A 20,055-nucleotide genomic window follows, 5' to 3' on the forward strand; every position below is an offset into this window, starting at 1 on the left:
TTCTACAGAGCCATTTCCACCATCATAGGTTGTGCCAGTTACGCTTTCAGAAATGCGATCCAAGTTTACAAAGCTGGCATTACCGTCACTGCCGGCTTCACCAGCAGCAGGAGCATCCAGCACCTCTGTGATGTCTCGTCCTTCGTTTAATGCAGTCAGCACTGCATCAAATACTGCCTGATTGACTGCATTTTCGGTGACATCTGACACATCGACTTGTGCCAAATTGTCAGTAATCTTAATTGTCTGCGCTTCAGCAAAATTTACTGTTTCACCATTTGCAAGTTTGACAGTCACTGTCGCTCCACTTGCCGTGATTACCTTATCACCAGCGTGAAGCACTTCGCCTACTTGTAACATATGACGGTTGCCATTTGCATCCACCACAATTGCCATACCTTGAACATTAGTAACAGTACCAATCACTGTAGCCATTTTTTTCCCCAATAAAGGTTGAGAGAGTTTTGATAGTGTCGTATTTAACGCGAATACAAACAGAAAATCTATTGTACTGAAGTACTATATTGAGTCTTCAATACGGTTTTTTTATGAATTATTTAAAAAAACTTCACCAATCACAAAAATTCAAAAAAACCCCATAAAAAAAGCGAAGCCATTTCTGGCTTCGCTTTATGATTAGTACAACTATGTTTTGTGATTTGTTTATTCAGCTACTGATTGAAAACGAATAACTTCAACGCGACGGTTCGCGTCATTACCATTGACTGGATCATTTTCAGCAATAGGTTGCGAATAACCATAACCTTTAACTACGATACGACTTCCATCCAATCCTTTTTTGACCAGATAATCTGCGACGGCTTTCGCACGTTTCTCAGAGAGTAAAAGGTTATATTTCTCTTTTGAGGTATTGCGTTTGTCTGTATGACCAGCGATCTCAATCTTATCGTTGCCCCACTCTTTTACTACATCATATACGATGTCGAGGTCAGCATAGGACTCTGGCAATATAATAGCGCTATTCGCCTGGAACAAAATGCGAGGCGTGAACTTCATGGTCGCTTTTTCTGGACCTTTTGGTTTAAACGCTTCACCTTCCCAAGGTTTTGCATTCGCCAGCAAAGCAGCTTTATCTACGACAAGTTGTTCTGGAGCGATAGCCTTACATACATTTTCACGATCCAAGTACTCTTCACGCGCATACTCACCAACGTCAGCACGACTTACACCCAGCTTGCGCAACAACAAACCCTGGCCTGCATAGGTTCTTGCATAGGAGGTACTCAAATCCATTTCGGCATTTGTAAAGTTACGGCGGGCTTGAAAATATTCGTTTTCGGTATCCAACAAGTCCAGTAAAGTACGTTGACCGATATCATATTGTTTACGGTATGCAAGACGCGCATTCTCAATGGAATCCTGGTGCTGTTTACGATAAGCAACTTGCTCGTTCAACTGACGGATATTGTTATAAGCAATCGCTACAAGTTGACGCGTATCGATACAAGCCTTATCGCGTAAATCATGCGCACGACTAAGCTCTTGTGAAGCAGAATCCAGGTTATTCTTATCAGTGAAACCGTTGAAAATATTCCAACTGGCAGTAACTTCAAGTGTATCTGCAGCCAGTATGCTGTTTCTGCTTGCATCATTCACATCAAGGACTTTACGCCCTTGTAAATCCAAACGCGGCATAAAGGGAGCCTTACGTCCGGACACAGACTTCTCTACTGCAACAATGTTCTCAATAGAAGCCAGGATGTTGGGGTTTTGTTTATAGGCCGTATCAAGCACCTGATCACCGCTTTCAGACAAGCCCTCGCCTGTCATCTGCACTTCAACCACATTGGCTGGAGGCAGTTCACCTACCAGACGCTGGAATCTTGCAGACACATCATACAGATTGGTTGTTTCTGTCAGCAGATTAGCTTCAGCAAGTGCCAAACGGCCAGTGGCTTGTTCAAGGTCGACTTTCTTGCCTACACCTGCATCTACACGAGACTTGATTTTTTCGTGCACTTGCTTATGTACAATATAGTTGTCTTCAGCGTATGAAACTAGACGGCGATAACGCAACAAATCATAGTAAGCAGTGGCGGTATCCAATGCAATGCTTTGCATCTGCCCTTGCAAATCATAAAAACGGGACTTGGCCACGTGATCCAGACGACCAACCTCTGCCGGGGTCGCCAAACCATCAAAAATCATTTGACGTAAGGTTAACGTGGATTGCTGGTTTGGAGAGTTAGTATTATTGATATTTACAGGAACGACACGCTCCTGATTTCTAAATACTTGATCAACTGTCACATTGGGTAGGTACCTACCTTTGGCAGCAGCCTCGTCAAATTCTGCCCCTTTATATGCATGAAAGCGGGCCTGAACCTCTGGGTTTTCAGACACCGCTTTTTCGATTATTTTCTCTAGTGTTTCCGGACTGGCACCCCAAGATACTGATGAGCAGGAAAACACTCCTATTATTAATGCAGAGGCAATTCTTTTTAGTTTCATTGTGCAGACTCTTAACAAGTTATTAAAGTTTCATCCTGAAACCAGTATAACTACAGTATTGTTAAGGCACAAGTGTTACCCACCCTACTAATATGGTATTAGTTGGGAATTTTAGGGGAAAAAGTCACAAATCTTATTTTTGTGACATAAAACCCCTTATTAAAATTCCCTAAATCTTATTATTTTGGTAACTAATTGGCGTAAATAATGCGGATACTTATGAATTCAACTGTGCTTTATTCAATGAACCAGCGCTGATACCCGTTTCCAAACCGAATTGGCCTTGAGAGGATTGCCCTTGCAGGACAAGCGCCAGGTGTAAACGATCCCTGACTTTTAAAGTATCAAATACAGAAGTCAGATGCGCCTTCACAGTGCGTTCAGAAATTGAGAGTGTTCTGGCGATTTCCTTATTACTGTTACCTTTTGCCGCTTCCAATGCTACTTCCCGCTCACGTTTGGTCAAAGCCTCCAACACCTCTTCAATTGCATCCGCTGTGTGACGTGTCCCACGGGTAGTCAAGGTAATCAAATGTTTTAACAAGTCGCGACCCAGCCATATACCACCATGCGACACAACACCAAAGACTTCCTTAAGAACTTGATGATGCGCATAAGCATGCAGGTAACCTACAACACCTAATTCGAGTGCCTGCATGGCTTCGGATTGATCAGGGTTATTGGACAACACAATCACTTTCGCAGTGGGAATTAGTGATAATACTTGTTGTACTTGAGTACGCCACTGGTTGCTGTTTTCCAGTTGGGCATGCACCCATACAAGGGTTGCACCGGCAACATCTGCAGAAACAACTTCTGCACTCGTGACCAATTTGGGGAAGGCTTTCAGCCAGGCTTCTACAGGCTGCTTTAATGACGTAATAAAAATATGTTTCATAGATTAGCGCTCGGTTAATGCATACGATTTAGCCTTAAGCACAGGTTTAAGCAAGTAGGACATAACCGTTTTCTTGCCCGTCAAAATATCTACCTGTGCCACCATACCAGGAATAATTGGCAGATGGTCGCCGATATTATTCTTTATTGTTCTTACTTTAACGACATAAAAAGCATTTCCTTTATCGTCTATCGTCGAGTCTGCTGCAATATCTGTCACTTCGCCGTCGAGACTGCCGTAAATGCTATAGTCGTATGCGGTCAGTTTCACGATGGCGGGTTGTTTAGGGCGAATAAATGCGATGTCTTTAGTCTGCACTTTCGCCTCAATCACCAAGGCATCATCGGAGGGCACAACTTCCATCACTTCCTTGCCAGCCTGTATGACACCGCCAACGGTGTTGTAATACAGCTTACTGATTTTGCCATTCACCGGCGACAAAAGCGTCGACTGCTTTACTTTATCTGACAATGCAAGACTGGATTGGGTCAAGCTATTGATTTTAGCAGTTGTCTCATTCAGCTCTGTACGCACTTTGCTCATAAACACCTGTTGTGCTTCTGAAACTTTGCGTCGCGCTTCTGAAATGGCTGCAGTCAAGCGGCTCATTTGCGCAGAAGCCTGGTCTATATCGCCTTTGGCCCTGTTCGCTTCACGCTCCAGACGAAGAATTTCGATCTCGGAAACCGCACCACTGGCTAATAAAGGGCGATTCGCGGCTAATTCACGGCTATTGGAATCATAAGTCTTGATCGCAACTTCTTTCTTGAATTGCACTTCTGAAAGCTCGCGCTCCCGCTGAGACAGCTGATCTCGCGCAATATTCACTTGTGAATCCAGTTCTGCGCGCCCGGCATTGAATAATTGTAATTCCTGCAAATAGGTATCAGGTACCTTTTGCTGCACCTCACTTGGCGGATTATAGGAGCCGCCATTAGCCAATGCTTTTAAACGGGACTCTTTGGCTTTAAGTGATAGATACTGGCTTTCATTTTCCTTCAATGAGGAAATCGCCCGCGTTTCATCAATTTTAATCAGCGGCTGGCCACGCTTAACCGTATCCCCCAGTTTCACCATGATATCGGTGACGATACCGCCATCCAGTGATTGCACCAGTTGTATCTGACGAGATGGAATCACCCGGCCTTCACCGCGAGTCACCTCATCAACTTCGGCCAGATTGGCCCAGACCAGCAATACCACCAAAATGATCAAAATGGCATACATGATTAATTTGGCATGCAGCATGCTATCTTCAACCATGACATCATGTGCCTGTTCAGACCATGATCGATTCTCTGCGGTATCTGTTTTGACTATTTTGTCCACTAGCGCATGTACCGGTTTGCCCATACGCACCCAAATGCTGTCACTTTTAGTAACGTCACCGAACTTATCAAATATTTTTTTTGCCATGATGTTACCTTGCCTTACCTACTTTACCCGCACGTAACGCAGCGGTGACATCTTCTTTAGAACCATCGGCCACAATCTGTCCTGAATCAATCACAATTAAACGTTCAGCCAGCTCAAGCATGCCGTTACGATGACTAATCACAATCAGGGTTTTGTTGGCGGATGCTTCAGCAATCCTATTTTTTACGTTCTCTTCCCCCGAGTGATCCATCGCACTGGTGGGCTCGTCCAGCAACACAATCTGCGGGCTGGTAACAAAAGCGCGCGCAATGCCAACGCCTTGCCGTTGCCCTCCGGATAGGGTATCCCCACGCTCACCAACCTCCAGGTCAAAACCTTTTGGATGCGCATTCACAAATTCGGCGATACCACCCACCTGCGCTGCATTCAGGACTGCTTGATCATCGGCGTGCTGATGACGTAACGTGATATTGTCTCGCAAGGTGCCATAAAACAGGTGGTTATCCTGCTGCACATAGCCAATACTGCGGCGTAACTCTGCCGGATCAATCTGACGTGCATCAATACCATCAATCAAAATGGCGCCCTCAGTCGGCTGGTACAAACCCAGAATCAACTTGTTGATCGTGGTCTTGCCTGAACCCATGCGGCCAATCAGGCCCACATGTTCACCGGGACGAATTTTGAAAGAAATCCGGTTCAAGGCTAACTCATCGGTGCCAGGATATTTAAAAGAAACACTTTTAAACTCAATTTCACCCTTGAATGCCGGGCGCGACAGGAAATTGACTCCCTTGCTGCGTTCTTCCGGTTTTTCCATAATGCCTTCGAGTGACTTCAATGAAGTCGCCGCGGTATGGTACTGGGTAAACAAACTGGCAATTTGCGAAATGGGAGCCAATGCGCGGCTTGTCAGTTGCGAACATGCAATCAATCCACCCATGGTCAGGTCACCATTTGAAATCAGGTAAACGCCAAGGATGATAATGGCAACACTGATAATTTGTTGCAGTGCATAGGTACCATTAGTAATTGAAGAGGATAACAATTTCAGCTTGCTACCCACTTCAGACAGGAATATCGCACTGCGCTCCCACTTACCTTGCATCTGCCCTTCCACCCCCATGGACTTAACGGTTTCCAGGCCGACTAAGCTTTCGATCAAGGTGGCATTGCGTTGCGCACTGGCGCGGTACATAGTTTCAGATAAGTCATGCATTTTGGTTTGCACGCTTAGTGAGTAGATTAAAACGAAAGCGCCGCCTATCAGTGCAGGCAACACCATATAAGGACTGATCCAGGCAATCACCACCAGGAAGATAATGCCGAACGGCAAATCAATCAGCGTAACAACTGTGGCGGAGGTAATAAAGTCGCGTACGCTTTCAAATGACCGCAGGTTGGAAGCAAAAGAGCCGACTGAAGTAGGTCTGGCATCATAACGAGTACCGAGCACTTTTTCCATAATCTGGGCACTCAGCTTCACATCAATACGCGCACTGGCCCAGTCCAGGAAATAAGCCCGCATTGAACGCAGCAATAAATCGCCAAGTACAATCAGGCCAACACCGATACCCAATACCCATAGCGTTTCGACTGCCTTGTTAGGGACCACCCGGTCATACACGTTCATGGTAAAAAGCGGCATCGCCAGAGCAAATATATTGATCAACAGGGCTGCGACCATCACATCGCGGTAGATGCCTTTGTTTTCAGCAATCGAGCCCCAGAACCAGTGTCTGATTTTTACTCGGCCGACTTCTGGCGTACGTGCATCAAAAATGTAGTTTTGCTTGGTCACCAATGCATAGCCTGTATATTCCGCAGCCAGGTCGGCCAGGCTCATCGTCACTGGCTCTGGTGAAAGGTCAGGAAAAACGACTTGTGCAAAGTGATGGCCATCATCAACCTTCAACAACTGACAGGCACGATGATTATTCAACAGCAATGTAATATCTGTTTGCGGCTGAATCAAGGCAGCGATCGCGCTTTGCTGAACGGTTACATCAAGTCGCAATCGCTCAGCGGAACGTTTAAATAATTCAGGATTAAGCTTGCCATCTTCAAGTGGCAAGCCGGAGATTAACGCATCCCGAGTGGTTGCCAGTCGATTATGACGGCAGATGTAAAGCAGACACTCGAGTAAAACGTCTTTGTCAGTTTGGTTAAAATATTGCGTCGTTTCCATGGCTTTGGCTTTTTATTGTCCTTATCAACGGCTCATACTTATTATTAAGCAGCTTAGATTATATGCACTGTTCCGCTTAACCAAAACGCTGAGTATATGGCAAAAATCCCGTGAATTACAAAGATTGACATTGGTTATTGGTCACCAAATTGCAGGGTTTCCTGCACAAAAGGTCCTGTCACCGCCTCGATCCCTACTGAATTCAGACTATCCAGCTCCTGCTGATCCTGCACGCCTTCAGCAATCGGCATGATGCCCATAGTGCGTACCATCATACACAAGCCACGTAAAAGTGATTGCTGCTGAGGACGCAAATGAATATCGCGTATCAATGAAGCATCAAACTTAATGTAGTCCAATCCCAGTTCATGCAAATCCCCCAATTGCGCCAGACGTGTCGCCACATGCTCCATACCGATGACACATCCGAGTGATTTTACAAAATGTACGAACTGCTTGAATTGGACAAAATCGCTGAACGCGGCTTCTTCCGAAACTTCAAAACTCAAACGTGCAGGTCGCTTGACGTCGATAATCAAGCTTTGCAACTTGTCTTTGTATTCATCACTACGCATGGCAGCAGAAGACACATTGACACTCAAGTTAGCATTGTTTTTGTCCAGCATATCGACTGCATACTCCAACGCCAGGCCATCAAGCGTCTTGATCATGTCGAGCTGGCTGGCCCAGTCAATAAACGCACCGGCAGCCAGCCATTGATCACCCTCGTCAATATGCAGGCGCAATGGACACTCATAATGGAACAGCTGTCTACCCTTTTGCATGACCGGATAGCGCGCAAGCTTGATTTGCTTATGCTCGATGGCATGCAGGAATTGTTCTTTCCACTGGCTGAGATAATTCTTTCTCGAGGTGACAATACTGTTCGCATTCATCACCCGCATTGGCAAGGCGGCCTGGTCGCCAGCCAGGTCCAGGATAAACTGCATCACTTTGTGAAGATCGACAAAGTCATCGCCGTTTATGGTTTTAGTGTGGGTGACCACAAACTGGAATTGCACGACCTGTTGCGCGGCATTCAGTTTTTCTAGCACCAGTTTCAGTTCAGCAGCAAGATTGAAATCATCCAGCGGCTGGCGACTGAAGATCCCGAACTCGCTGCCTGAGAGCCTGCCACATACCACATCAGGGTAATGTGCCATCTGCTGCTCTAGGGCATCAGCTACTTTTTTGATCAACTGATTGGTGACGCTGTAGCCCAACTGCTTGTCAATGTCTGGCAAGTTACGCAATTGCACCAAAGTGAGCATACCCTCCACAAAACTATCGCTTTTTAAAGCAACTGACGCAGTGTTGGTAAAGTGCGACTGGTTCATCAAACCGGTGACTTCGTCATAGTTGATCTGCTGGTTAAACATGTTCAACCGCTCTGACTCAGCGGTCACCATGGATTTCACGCGGTCAGACAGGATATTCATGGTGCGCACAAGTTTCTTGAATTCTTCCGTTTGCGGCTCTTCAATCGTAATGTATTTACGCTCACCCAGTGCTTCAGCCTGTGCAATCACGTCATCCAATGGTTTCAGGATTTTTTTCAGCCAGAAACCGGAAACGACATAACTCATAAAGGCGACGATCAGGGTCCAGAGCACAGCATGGCGTGAAGTTTCCCATAATTGGTCATAGGCCAGCGAAGGTTCGCTTTCCAGTTCGAGAGTGCCATATTGCTGCCAGCCTGATTGAATATTGGCGATACCTGGCTGGATATTGACTGAAAACAACGATTGAAACCAGGTAGGCGCCACAGAATGCGGATTACGGTTGACGCGTTCAATCATAATTTTATTGTCAGGCGAAATAATCGCGATGCGGCGGTAATGACCCATATCAAACTGGGCGCTGATAATCAGCTCAACAGTGACATTGTCTTTCTGGATATTGGAAAGGGTAATTGCCAGGCCATTGGCATTATCATTATTTTTCTTCTGCAACTGCTCGGCCATAAAGCGGTGGTCATCATACACAGCCAAAAATAGGCACCCCGCCGCCACCATCAGGATAATGACGGAAATCGCTATGCGTATTTGTTTTATTAATGACATGTTATAAGCCCTCTTTTTTCTTGGGGTAAATTCATCCACAACCCGGCGTTCATGCAGGCTTCAACCATAAGCCTAGCATTAACTTTTGCTATTAACCATATCTTAGCCAAGGTTTGCAAATATTCCAGATTCTGGTACACGTGATTCAGCATTTTCATTTACTCCAGCCCGTCCTGCCGCATGCGTGTCAGTACATCGCGCCATTTGGAAATATTGTTTGGCGACCCGGCGCGCATGGTCGGGTTATTGGCGACAAACAGGCCTTTTTCATTAAAGCTGAACACAGGGAATAAATCGCCACGTCTGGAAGCGGGCAATATTTCGAAATTCAGGTTATCCAGAATGAGTGGATCGCTGGTAGGCATGGCGTAATAAGCCAGTACCATGTGTGGACGGATATTACCGCTGGACATTCTGGCACGTACATACGTCAACCGTAACTTATCCTGCGGCACACCGAGTTTTTTGAGCAAAGTGTATTTGGCGATACTGAAGTCTTCACAGTCACCTGCGCCTTTACCAAAGGTTTCCAGCGGGCTGGCCCAATAATCGTCAACGCCCCATAGATTGATGTCATCTACAAATAACACATGCTGGTTGGTGAAGTCATTGACCATGCCGATCTTGGTCATTTCGCTGGCATTTGCCAGCTGGCTATACAGCTCGTTCAGGCGCATCACATTCTGATAAGCCTCTTCGCCGTAACGCTGCCTGACTTTCTCCAGCATCGCCAGTACATAGTCATCCGCCAGTATCTGCGTCCATAGCAGACACAGCGTCAGGCAAAAGCCTGCCGCAATACTGATAAAGGATGAAGAGTGGCGTTTCATGTGCAATAGTTTTCCAGTGAGCGATTATGTCACGGCACCGGCAAGCATAATTGGCTGAACAAAGCGGTTTTCATCTGTAATTTCGCTCATCCTTAGCGACACTTTATATCATGGCAAGGCTTCCCGGCCACCGAACGGCATAAGAATAGAAAAAGACAAGCGGTGCCGTATTGGGTAAAATGTCGACTTTCGAATCCACACCGCTTTATATTCATGTCTCTTACCACCCTCAATGCACTCTCACCCTTAGACGGCCGTTATCACGCTAAACTTGACCCCCTGCGCCCATTTTTTAGCGAATATGCATTAATCAGGTACAGGGCACTGGTGGAAGTCGAATGGCTGAAAGCACTGAGTGCAGAGCCAAAACTGGCAGAAATCGCGCCGTTCAGTGCTGAGACTATTGCCGAGCTGGATGCTGCAATCCAGTCGTTCAGCGAAGATGATGCCATGCAGGTCAAAGCGATCGAGGCACGTACCAATCACGATGTGAAAGCCCTTGAATACTGGCTCAAGGAAAAGTTTGACGGTAACCACGACATTAAAAAAGCCAGCGAATTTATCCATTTCGCCTGTACTTCCGAAGATATCAATAACCTGTCTCATGCATTGATGCTCAAATCGGCGCGTGATAGCGTGATGATGCCCAACCTGGATGCTGTGGTAGCGCGTTTAACAGCGCTTTCATCTGCACTGGCCGATCAGCCTATGCTTTCCCGCACCCACGGCCAGACCGCCAGCCCGACCACTATGGGTAAAGAATTAGCCAATGTGGTCTACCGCTTGCAACGTCAACTCAAACAACTGCAAGCCAACGAAATACTAGGCAAAATAAATGGCGCGGTGGGTAACTTCAATGCGCACTTGTCCGCCTACCCTGACCTAGACTGGGAAAACTTTGCCAAAACCTTTGTCGAATCATTAGGCCTGACATATAACCCGATGACTATCCAGATCGAGCCACATGATTACATGGCTGAGCTATACGATACGTTGTCTCGCATCAATACCATTCTGATCGACCTGAATCGTGATATCTGGGGTTATATTTCGGTCGGTTACTTCAAGCAAAAAGTCAAAGCCGGGGAAATCGGTTCCTCTACCATGCCGCACAAAGTCAACCCGATTGATTTTGAAAACTCTGAAGGCAACCTGGGGCTCGCGAATGCAATCTTGCGTCACCTGGCAGAAAAATTACCGATTTCACGCTGGCAACGCGACCTGACCGACTCTACCGTGCTGCGCAACATGGGTGTCGCCCTAGGTTACTCCCTGCTGGCTTATGATGCCTGCCTGCGCGGCCTGAATAAACTGGAAATTAATCCACAGCGTTTGCATGAAGACCTGGACAATAGCTGGGAAGTGTTGGCAGAACCTATCCAGACCGTGATGCGTCGCTACGGCATTGAAAACCCGTATGAGCAATTAAAAGAACTCACACGCGGCAAAGGTGGCATTAACAAGCAATCATTACATGCGTTTATCGAAACGCTGCAAATCCCCGCTGAAGCCAAACAGAATTTACTGGCGATGACACCTGCAACTTATACCGGCAAGGCAAGTCAATTGGTGAAACATATTTAGTGACTTCTTCAGGGATTTTTCTGTTTTTAACTTCAAACACACTGCAATAAGGTCATCAAGCGTTGGTTTGATCCCAACTTTTAGCCAGGGCAGGTGTACACCAATGCCCTGGCTGTTATGCCTGATCACGCCAACCCGCTATTTCCCGCAACCCCACACATTTTTTTATTTATTGCTTACCGCATTAATCATTGCTACACCTTTGGCCATGGCGCAGGAAAAAACCAAAGACAGCGACTGGTTCCAGGTCAAACAGGGCAATACATACCAAACCCGTTTTTCACTCAATAGCGACACACCTCCTGAAAACAAAGCGTATCTGGGCGAGTTATTGGAAAAACACCTGACGCTGCATGAATCCATGCAGAATCCACGTATGAATGAGGGTGAATGGCGTCGCTTGATCCAGAAAACGCCGCAGGAAATTAACGACCTGCTGGCAACTGAAGGCTATTTCAAAGTAAAAACAGTGGCTTATCAGCCTGCGCCACATATTGTTGAATTTCACGTGCACTTGCCTCCGCAAGCCAAAGTCAGCAAAGTCTCAGTCTTGCTGACTGGCGAAATACAACAGCCCGCCCACAAAGAAATATTGGAAACCGCCAGCAAAAGCTGGCCTCTGCAAGTCAACAATGTATTTACCCAGCAAGCCTGGACTGCGGCTAAACGGGATCTTCTGGCGTCCTTGTTGCAAGCGGAATTCCCCAATGCAAAAATCACCCAATCACAAGCCATGGTGCAACCGCTAACTCAGGAAGTGTCCATTAACATTGCGGTGGACTCAGGTCCGGCCGTGCGTTTTGGCAAAGTGAATATCCATGGCTTGCAACATTACCCGGAAACCTTGATCCGTCCTTTGAACACGATTAAAGCAGGCGACCCTTATCGACAATCGGAACTGTTGCTTTTACAAAACAGTTTTATGAGCACCGGCAAATTCAGCCAGGTGGATGTGGTGGCAAATACACAAGCGCTCAACAGTGGCAATACGGCGGATGTGGATGTCACCGTTCGTGAAATGGAAGAAAAATCTGTACGTATCGGTGTCGGTGCCAGTACCAATACCGGCGCGCGTACGGTGTTTAACTACACAGACCGCAATCTATTTAATCGCGGATTATTGTGGGATAGCAGCATCCGCCTGGAACAACGCTTACAGGCAGCCACCTCCAATATCAACTTCCTGATGGATGAAAAAGGTTACCGCGACAGCATCCAGAACAGCTTGACCCGCACCGATCTTCAAGGACAAATCACTACTGCGCTACAAAACGGGGTGCGTCGTTACTGGGGGCAACCGCGCAAGTTCGAGCAGTTTATTGGTGCAAACCTGTTGTATGAATACCTGCAAGTAGATGAAGTGACCTCCCAATTCAACAAAGCCGCCACAGTCACTTACGGTTTTAACCTGCGGCAGCTTGACCATCAGCAGGCACCTACCAAAGGCTGGATATTGAATACACAATTTCAACTTTCACCTTTTGAACGGATTTCTGATGGCCGCTTTTTGCAATCCCAAGCAAGGGCCCAGGCATTCTATCCATTAACCAGTTCAACCCAATGGCTGGGCAGGCTTGAAGTAGGCAGTGTCAACGGCTCTGCAAGCAAGGTGCCGGCTACCTATTTGTTTCGTGCCGGTGGTGATCAGTCTGTGCGCGGCTATGGATTCCAGTCACTCGGCGTCAATGAAGGTGGGGCGACAGTCGGTGGCCGAGTGCTTCTGACCGGTAGTAGCGAGATAGTGCAGTGGCTGACACCTTCCTGGGGCGCCGCGGTATTTGTAGACTTCGGTAATGCAGCCAACAGCTGGAAAGATTACGACCCGGTACTTGGATATGGGCTGGGAGCCCGTTTCCGCAGCCCGATCGGGCCGGTGGGGGTTGATATCGCTTACGGTGAAGAAACCAAGGAATACCGTTTGCACTTTAACCTGGGAGTGAATTTCTGATGGGTGTCATGCATGCGTTCTCACGAGTGTGCAGGTTATCGCTGGTTATCTCGCTTTGCCTGAGCCTGGTCATCACGCCACAAATCGTGTGGGCTGCAAATGTCATGGTCGTCACCAGCCTGAAAGAATTTGAGACTGACCTGGGGAATGCCAAACTCAAGGTCGAAGGCATTGCTTCGGATATGCGCTTAGGCGTTACGCCACACGGTGAATTGACTGTGTCCAGCTTTGTTGCCCGACAGGTGACATTGAAATTCAAGCCGCAACCGGACAGTCCGTTGCCTGGCAACAAACCCGCGACTGGGCCTTTGCCCAAGCGTATCAACATTCCGCTGCCCTTCCATCTATTGTCCGGCAGCATTGAACGGCTAACCATCATCCAGGGGCCAAGCACTTACCATATTGAGAAGATCAAGTTTGACCTGGATGCTGACAATAAAGCCATGCAGTTTCGAATCGCGCAGGCGCACAGCCCATGGGGTGAAATCAGCACCCATTTCCAGATGCAGAATGCCGCGCCATTCCCATTAAATGGCTGGATGGATGTCCAGCAACCACAAGGCGATCTGCCCTATCACCTGCGTACCGAATTACATGGTGACCTGACCACAGTCGATATTGCGGCCAGCCATCACTACCAACCAGCCGGAAAACCGTTTGCGATTGTTCCCGCAACAAAGCCTGGCGAAGATGTGGTGCTATTGAAAGCGACCATAGGCCTTGATGACGCCCGCAACAGCCATTTCCTGTTTCATCTGCAACAATTCCAGGCCAGACATGTGCATCCGCAGCTGGCTGGCCATATGGACTTAAAAGTCACCGCCGATGGCAGCCTCACCGACAACGGCATTATCCAAGTGAAGGTGGATTCAGGAGATAGCCGTCTGCAAACGCAGCCACTGATTGTCCGTGGGTCGGCAACATTGCAAGGCCAGCAATTAACCGCCATGGATTTGCTTGCGCAACTGGATAAAAACACATTCACGCTTCGCAGCACAACTCCAGCTTCCAAAGAAACCATGCTTTCCTGGCAGGCCAATTTACCCAATCTGGCGCAGTTTATGCCGGGATTTTCCGGCCAGATAAAAGGCGAAGGTACTCTGCGGCACCTCGCGGATGGCTTCCAAGCCAAATACAGTCTCTCCGGTCAACAACTGCAATTACCGCAAAGGCTGGTATTGGCAGGGTTTGAAGTGCAAGGACAAGCTTCCGACAATGTACAGGCACCTTTAGATCACGAGATTAAGTTACATGGCTTGTCGCAACAGAATAGCCAGGGAACAGACAGCCCGCCTATTGAAGCCGAGCTGAATTTAAAAGGATCATTGGCAAAACATCTACTTACGCTGCAAATCAAGGACTCTGACCCCTCATTGCAACGCAACATCCGGTTGGCTCTAAACGGCGCATGGCAGAATGACAGTTGGCAAGCCCAGTTAACGCAACTGCAGGACGCCAACGGAAAAGTGTTCCGGTTAACCAATCCCGCTACGATGGCCTGGAGCGCATCGCAAGGGTTCGACCTGCAACAATTGGCATTGAATGTATTTGAAGGGCAGATGCAAGTTGAGCGCTTGCATTACCGCCCTGCCAAAGCTGCGAGTACCGTCTCTGCACAAGCGACAGAAATGATGCAATTGCAAACGCGCGGCACCCTGAAAGACTTTCCGTTGCAAGCATTAATGGCCTGGCTGGTGCCTGAGCAATCCACACAGTTACCGGCAGATCATCTCAAGTTATCCGCCCAATGGGATATGCAACTGGACCAACGCCTGAACGGATTTCTGCAACTGCAACGCAGCCAGGGCGACTGGCAGGTCTATGACATTAATAATGCCAAATGGCAGGGATTGGGCCTGCAAACACTGGCTGCAAATGTGAAAGCAGAAAATAACAAAGTGCGCGTGGAAAGTACCATCAACTCCACTGATGCCATTAACCTGCAATTGTCAGCGAATACCATTGTCACGCCCACGCCAACAGGGTTTGTGATCAAAAACTCGGCACCAGTATCCGCATCCCTGAAAGCCGATATCCGGCAGTTAAACTGGTTCTCCAGATTATTCTCGGATATTCAACCTGCAGGCAGGCTGGCGATTGATGCGCAGGTCAGTGGTGTGGTGTCTGAGCCTCAGTTGAAAGGCGCGATTACAGGCGAGGCACTCGCACTACAAGTGCCTTCGCAAGGCGTATGGTTGGAACAAGGCCGCCTGAATGCAACCATGGCGGGTGACCAGGTCACTTTCAACCAGATACATTTTTCCGGCAAGAACGGCGAGCTGGATGCCACAGGATTACTCTCCTTGAAGCAGCCTGACTGGCAAATGGATTTATCTGCAAAACTCAATCAACTGCAAGCGCTCTCCCGGGTGGACCGCTGGGTACAGCTGAGTGGTGACGCCAGGTTAAAACTCACCAGTGCGAACACCAGCATCAGCGGAAACCTTAAAATCCATAAAGGGCTATTTGAATTGCCCAAAGGCGATAAGCCACAACTGGATGGCGACGTGATTATTCAATCGCCTGAAAATACAGCACCCGCTAAAAAATCCCAGATAAGCTTCCAGGATTTCGGCCTGGATTTTGGCGATAAACCCGGCCTCCCGTTTAAAGAGTCAGAACAATTCATGTTGCGCGGTCAAGGCTTGAATGGTGCTTTGAGCGGGAAAATGCGTCTTGAAGGCATGCTGGACGATCTCGCTGCCAGCGGCACTCTGGAAGTAACCGGTACCTACCTGGCTTATGGCCAATCTCTCAACATTGAAACCGGCCGCCTTATTTTCAGCGGCAAGATCCCGAATATCGGCCTGGATGTGCTGGCAACCCGGCAGGTGGAAAATACAAAAGTCGGCATACAAATCAACGGCAGCCTGCAAACGCCACAACTGAAACTGGTCTCCACCCCGGAAACCAGCAATGAAAACAAAATCTCGCTATTGGTGCTTGGGCAACCGATGTCAGCAGTCGGCAGCAGTGATATGGCGATGCTGTCTGTTGCCGCCAGCGCATTGCTTTCGCAAGGAGACTCAGTGTCGTTACAGACCAGAATAGCCCAAACCATAGGCCTGGATAGTATTGATGTACGTGGCTCAGGGCCGACCAATTATGCGGTCAGTGTAGGCAAGCGCATCAACAACCGGCTCGTAGTTGGTTATGAAAAAAGCATTGTCGGGCTATTAAATGTTGGTAAACTCACCTACCAGCTGACCAACCGGATTTCGATTGAAACCAGGACTGGCTCGGATAATGCGCTGGATATATTTTACGGTTTCAGCTTTGATTAACCCAGGAGGATGGCATGCAACAGGATAATAAAAATCCACGACTGGCAGTCTTGATTGATGCTGACAATACCTTCAAGGTCATTCCTATTATTGATGAGCTGTTTGAAGAAATGTCCAAGTTCGGCGACATCAGTGTCAGGCGTATTTATGCCGACTGGACTTCTGATCATGTCAAGCAATGGAAGCCTGTGCTGCCTAAACATGCCATTCAGCCGATCCAGCAGTACGCCAATACCAAAGGTAAAAATGCTACTGATAGCGCATTGATCATCGATGCCATGGATTTGCTCTACACTGCTCCGCTCGATGGTTTCTGTATCGTATCCAGCGACAGTGACTTTACGCGGCTGGCGATTCGTTTGCGTGAAGCAGGGAAATTTGTGTACGGCTTTGGCGAGAATAAAACGCCGGAATCGCTGAGGGCGGCCTGCAACCAGTTTGTTTATTTCGAAATCCTGCTCCAGGAAAAAAACGTGGAGGAACCTTCTGCACAAGTGGAAGCCACGACCAAATCCAAGTCGGACGAAGAACAAATTACGCTTGTGCCTATCGGTAAAAAAACCAAACAGCAATTAGCGAATGATGCCAAATTGGTATCATTGATCCGCTCTGCCATTGAAGGGCTGTCTGACGAGACGGGTTTTGCCGCCATGGGCGCAGTCAAAAACCATATCGTTAAAAACTTTTCAGCCTTTGACTCACGCAATTACGGTTACACAAAATTCAGTGAACTGGTAAATGCCATCGGCTTGTTTGAGTTAGATGACCAAAAACAGAAATTACGCGACAAACGAAAAAAATGACTGAAATCCTTATTCTCTATTATTCGCAGGGCGGTGCCGTGAAAGAAATGGCGCAACTGATTGCCCGTGGCGTGGAAAGCGTCAATCACGCCAAAGCAAGGGTACGCACGGTTCCTAAAGTCTCTGCCAATCCAGAAGCCACTGAACCAGATATTCCAACATCGGGTGCACCTTATGCGACTTTGCAAGACCTGGAAGAATGTGCCGGATTGGTATTAGGCAGCCCTACCCGTTTCGGCAATATGGCGGCGCCGGTGAAATACTTTCTTGATGGCACCTCAGGTCTCTGGCTTAAAGGCGCATTGATAGGTAAACCGGCAGCTGTATTTACATCAACCGGTTCCCTGCATGGTGGTAATGAGATGACATTGATGACCATGATGATACCGCTGATGCATCATGGCATGCTGATGGTCGGCCTACCCTATTCCGAGCCGCAACTGGGCACTACCAAGACAGGCGGCACACCTTACGGTGCCAGCCATATCGGCGGTGCGATGGATGACCAGCCAATTTCAGAGGATGAAAAGAAATTGTGTATGGCTTTAGGGAAACGCCTGGCCGAAACTGCACTCAAATTACAATAACCGTTATTTAGGAAACCTGTATGTCTGCCGCACTCATCCGCGAAGCCCGCCAATTTCTGTTTGCCACACGCCATGCCGTGTTGTCCACGTACTCCATGAAATACCCTGGTTATCCTTTTGGCGCCATCGCGCCATTTATCTGTAGCCAGCAGGCTGAGCCCATCATGTTGGTGAATGCCAACGCTGAACACGCTAAAAATATGCATGAAAATGCCAAAGTATCCTTACTGGTATTTTCAGAAGCACAAAACCAGCATGCGCACACGCAACTGACATTGATAGGTGAAGCATTGCCATGTGATAAGAATGACCCTGATTTACGCGCACGCTATCTGCGCTACTTCCCGGATGCGGTGACTTATTTTGACCTGGAAGAATTTCACCTGTATCGCCTCCGTGTCGAGCATGTACGTTATATCGCCGGCCTCGGCAGACTTGACTGGTTTGAGGGTGATTCCCTGAATGAAGACTTGGCAGATAGCATGCTGGCCTCGCAGGAATCAGGAATTGTTTCGCATATGAATGAAGACCACATAGACAGCATGCTGGAATATTGCCAGCATGTGCATGGCGTCAAAGCCGACCAGGCAGAAATGATCGGGCTGGATGCCGAGGGCTTTGATGTGAAATATATGCACGGTGAAGAAGTGCATGGCCAGTTGCGTTTTGATTTTGACCAACTCGTACTCAACGCGATGGATGCACGCAAGGCTTTAGTGGCTCTGGCACAAGCGGGCCGCTCATGATTCCGGCTATTCTGAAATGGAGCCGACTGGGCGCGAGCATCAGCCTGGTGGGTTTGATTGTATTGTGCCTGGGCTGGGAAATTTTCTGGGCACCTTTACGTAGCGGTGGCAGCTTGCTGTTCCTGAAAGCACTGCCTTTACTGGCACCGCTATTTGGTGTTTTGCGCGGCAAACGTTATACCTATCAATGGGCTGGCATGCTGGTACTGTTTTACTTTACCGAAGGCACAGTCAGGGCCTGGTCTGAGACCGGCGTGACACGTATGCTGGCATGGACAGAGATATTGTTAAGTGTGCTATTTTTTGCCAGCGCGATTGCTTATGCCAAATACAGCGGGCAGCGTTACCAGGCCGCTTTACAAAATGCAGCGTAAACACTTCACAGTCACTGAGATTAAAGCGGATAGCGGACAACACTAGAGTGTATTGCAGCCATTTGCAGGTAATAAATACTTATTCCTCATGCTAAATTCTTTCAGGGTATGGCATAAACAAGGTCAGTAAACCTTATATAATATCCGGCATGAAAATTCTGTTATCCAACGACGATGGCTACCTGGCTCCAGGCTTGGCCGCACTGGCTCAACACCTGAGTAAAGTGGCCGATATCACCGTAGTAGCACCCGAACGCAATCGCAGTGGCGCCAGCAACTCCCTTACGCTGGATAGACCGCTAAGCGTAAAACAGGCCGCCAATGGCTTTTTTTATGTGAACGGCACCCCGACTGACTGTGTGCATATTGCGCTGACCGGATTGATGCAGGAAATGCCTGATATGGTCATCAGCGGCATCAATGATGGCGCCAATATGGGCGATGACACTATTTATTCAGGCACAGTCGCTGCTGCCACAGAAGGTTATTTATTAGGCATTCCATCTATTGCAGTGTCGATGTCACAACATCAGCCTACGCATTTTGACACGGCGGCGAGTGTGATTGTGGATCTGGTCAAGCAATTCAATCATAGCGAAATCCTTGAGCCTACCTTGTTGAATGTGAATGTACCGGATATCCCCTTAAGCGAAATCAAAGGCCGCCAGATTACCCGTTTAGGCAAGCGCCATAAGGCCGAGCCGGTGATTCAGCTGAAAACCCCGCGTGGCGAAACTGTTTATTGGGTAGGCGCTGCTGGTCAACCGAATGATGGCGGCGAAGGTACTGACTTTTATGCGGTTTCCCAGGGATACGTGTCTATATCACCGATCCAGGTAGACCTGACCAAACATTCACAAATCAAACACTTGCAACAATGGTTGCAGGACACGAATTAAGC

At 47.9% G+C, this 20,055-nt stretch carries 15 protein-coding genes; 8 read left to right on the plus strand and 7 right to left on the minus strand.

The annotated features are described in order from the left end of the window. The 7 genes from VK958_RS11745 to VK958_RS11775 form a co-directional block, all read right to left on the minus strand. On the minus strand, positions 1-435 hold a 435-nt coding region (locus tag VK958_RS11745), incomplete at its 3' end, for a retention module-containing protein (RefSeq protein WP_325241541.1). Positions 436-663: 228 nt separating this feature from the next. Next, complete coding sequence (locus VK958_RS11750) at positions 664-2,472, minus strand: TolC family outer membrane protein (RefSeq protein WP_325241543.1); 1,809 nt, start codon at positions 2,470-2,472, stop codon at positions 664-666. A gap of 217 nt (positions 2,473-2,689) precedes the next feature. Then, entirely contained in the window at positions 2,690-3,370 is a 681-nt protein-coding gene (locus VK958_RS11755) for a response regulator transcription factor (protein WP_325241545.1), read from the minus strand. Between the two features lie 3 nt (positions 3,371-3,373). Continuing rightward, entirely contained in the window at positions 3,374-4,786 is a 1,413-nt protein-coding gene (locus VK958_RS11760) for an HlyD family type I secretion periplasmic adaptor subunit (protein WP_325241547.1), read from the minus strand. 4 nt (positions 4,787-4,790) lie between these two features. Continuing rightward, positions 4,791-6,935, minus strand: coding sequence for a type I secretion system permease/ATPase (locus VK958_RS11765; protein WP_325241549.1), 2,145 nt, complete (start codon positions 6,933-6,935; stop codon positions 4,791-4,793). 134 nt (positions 6,936-7,069) lie between these two features. Beyond that, positions 7,070-8,998: an EAL domain-containing protein gene (locus VK958_RS11770; RefSeq protein ID WP_325241551.1), complete on the minus strand. Its 1,929-nt coding sequence runs from the start codon at positions 8,996-8,998 to the stop codon at positions 7,070-7,072. A 158-nt stretch (positions 8,999-9,156) separates the two neighbouring features. Next, positions 9,157-9,828, minus strand: coding sequence for a transglutaminase-like cysteine peptidase (locus tag VK958_RS11775; protein WP_325241553.1), 672 nt, complete (start codon positions 9,826-9,828; stop codon positions 9,157-9,159). Positions 9,829-10,041: 213 nt separating this feature from the next. On the opposite strand from VK958_RS11775, the gene purB reads away from it, so the two are divergent. The 8 genes from purB to surE all read left to right on the plus strand — a co-directional run bounded on the left by purB (position 10,042) and on the right by surE (position 20,053). Continuing rightward, the gene (gene purB / locus VK958_RS11780; RefSeq protein WP_325241555.1) at positions 10,042-11,412 is read left to right on the plus strand and encodes an adenylosuccinate lyase; all 1,371 of its coding nucleotides are present in this window, start codon (positions 10,042-10,044) and stop codon (positions 11,410-11,412) included. A gap of 103 nt (positions 11,413-11,515) precedes the next feature. Then, complete coding sequence (locus VK958_RS11785) at positions 11,516-13,360, plus strand: autotransporter assembly complex protein TamA (protein ID WP_325241557.1); 1,845 nt, start codon at positions 11,516-11,518, stop codon at positions 13,358-13,360. Further along, positions 13,360-16,644, plus strand: coding sequence for a translocation/assembly module TamB domain-containing protein (locus VK958_RS11790; protein ID WP_325241559.1), 3,285 nt, complete (start codon positions 13,360-13,362; stop codon positions 16,642-16,644). The genes VK958_RS11785 and VK958_RS11790 overlap by 1 nt, the downstream gene beginning before the upstream one ends. Positions 16,645-16,658: 14 nt before the next feature. Beyond that, positions 16,659-17,447 (plus strand): NYN domain-containing protein, encoded by a 789-nt coding sequence (locus VK958_RS11795; RefSeq protein WP_325241561.1) that lies wholly within the window; start codon positions 16,659-16,661, stop codon positions 17,445-17,447. After that, a complete protein-coding gene (wrbA, locus tag VK958_RS11800) occupies positions 17,444-18,034 on the plus strand; it encodes an NAD(P)H:quinone oxidoreductase (RefSeq protein ID WP_325241563.1) in 591 nt (196 codons plus the stop codon). Before VK958_RS11795 ends, wrbA begins: the two co-directional genes overlap by 4 nt. Before the next feature lie 20 nt (positions 18,035-18,054). Next, positions 18,055-18,780 (plus strand): HugZ family pyridoxamine 5'-phosphate oxidase, encoded by a 726-nt coding sequence (locus VK958_RS11805; protein WP_325241565.1) that lies wholly within the window; start codon positions 18,055-18,057, stop codon positions 18,778-18,780. Next, a complete protein-coding gene (locus VK958_RS11810; RefSeq protein WP_325241567.1) occupies positions 18,777-19,154 on the plus strand; it encodes a DUF2069 domain-containing protein in 378 nt (125 codons plus the stop codon). Before VK958_RS11805 ends, VK958_RS11810 begins: the two co-directional genes overlap by 4 nt. A 149-nt stretch (positions 19,155-19,303) precedes the next feature. Then, on the plus strand, positions 19,304-20,053 hold the full coding sequence (surE, locus tag VK958_RS11815; RefSeq protein WP_325241568.1) for a 5'/3'-nucleotidase SurE: 750 nt from the start codon (positions 19,304-19,306) through the stop codon (positions 20,051-20,053). The last annotated feature ends 2 nt before the right edge of the window (positions 20,054-20,055 follow it).

This window comes from Methylophilus sp. (assembly GCF_035460085.1).
Classification (GTDB): domain Bacteria; phylum Pseudomonadota; class Gammaproteobacteria; order Burkholderiales; family Methylophilaceae; genus Methylophilus.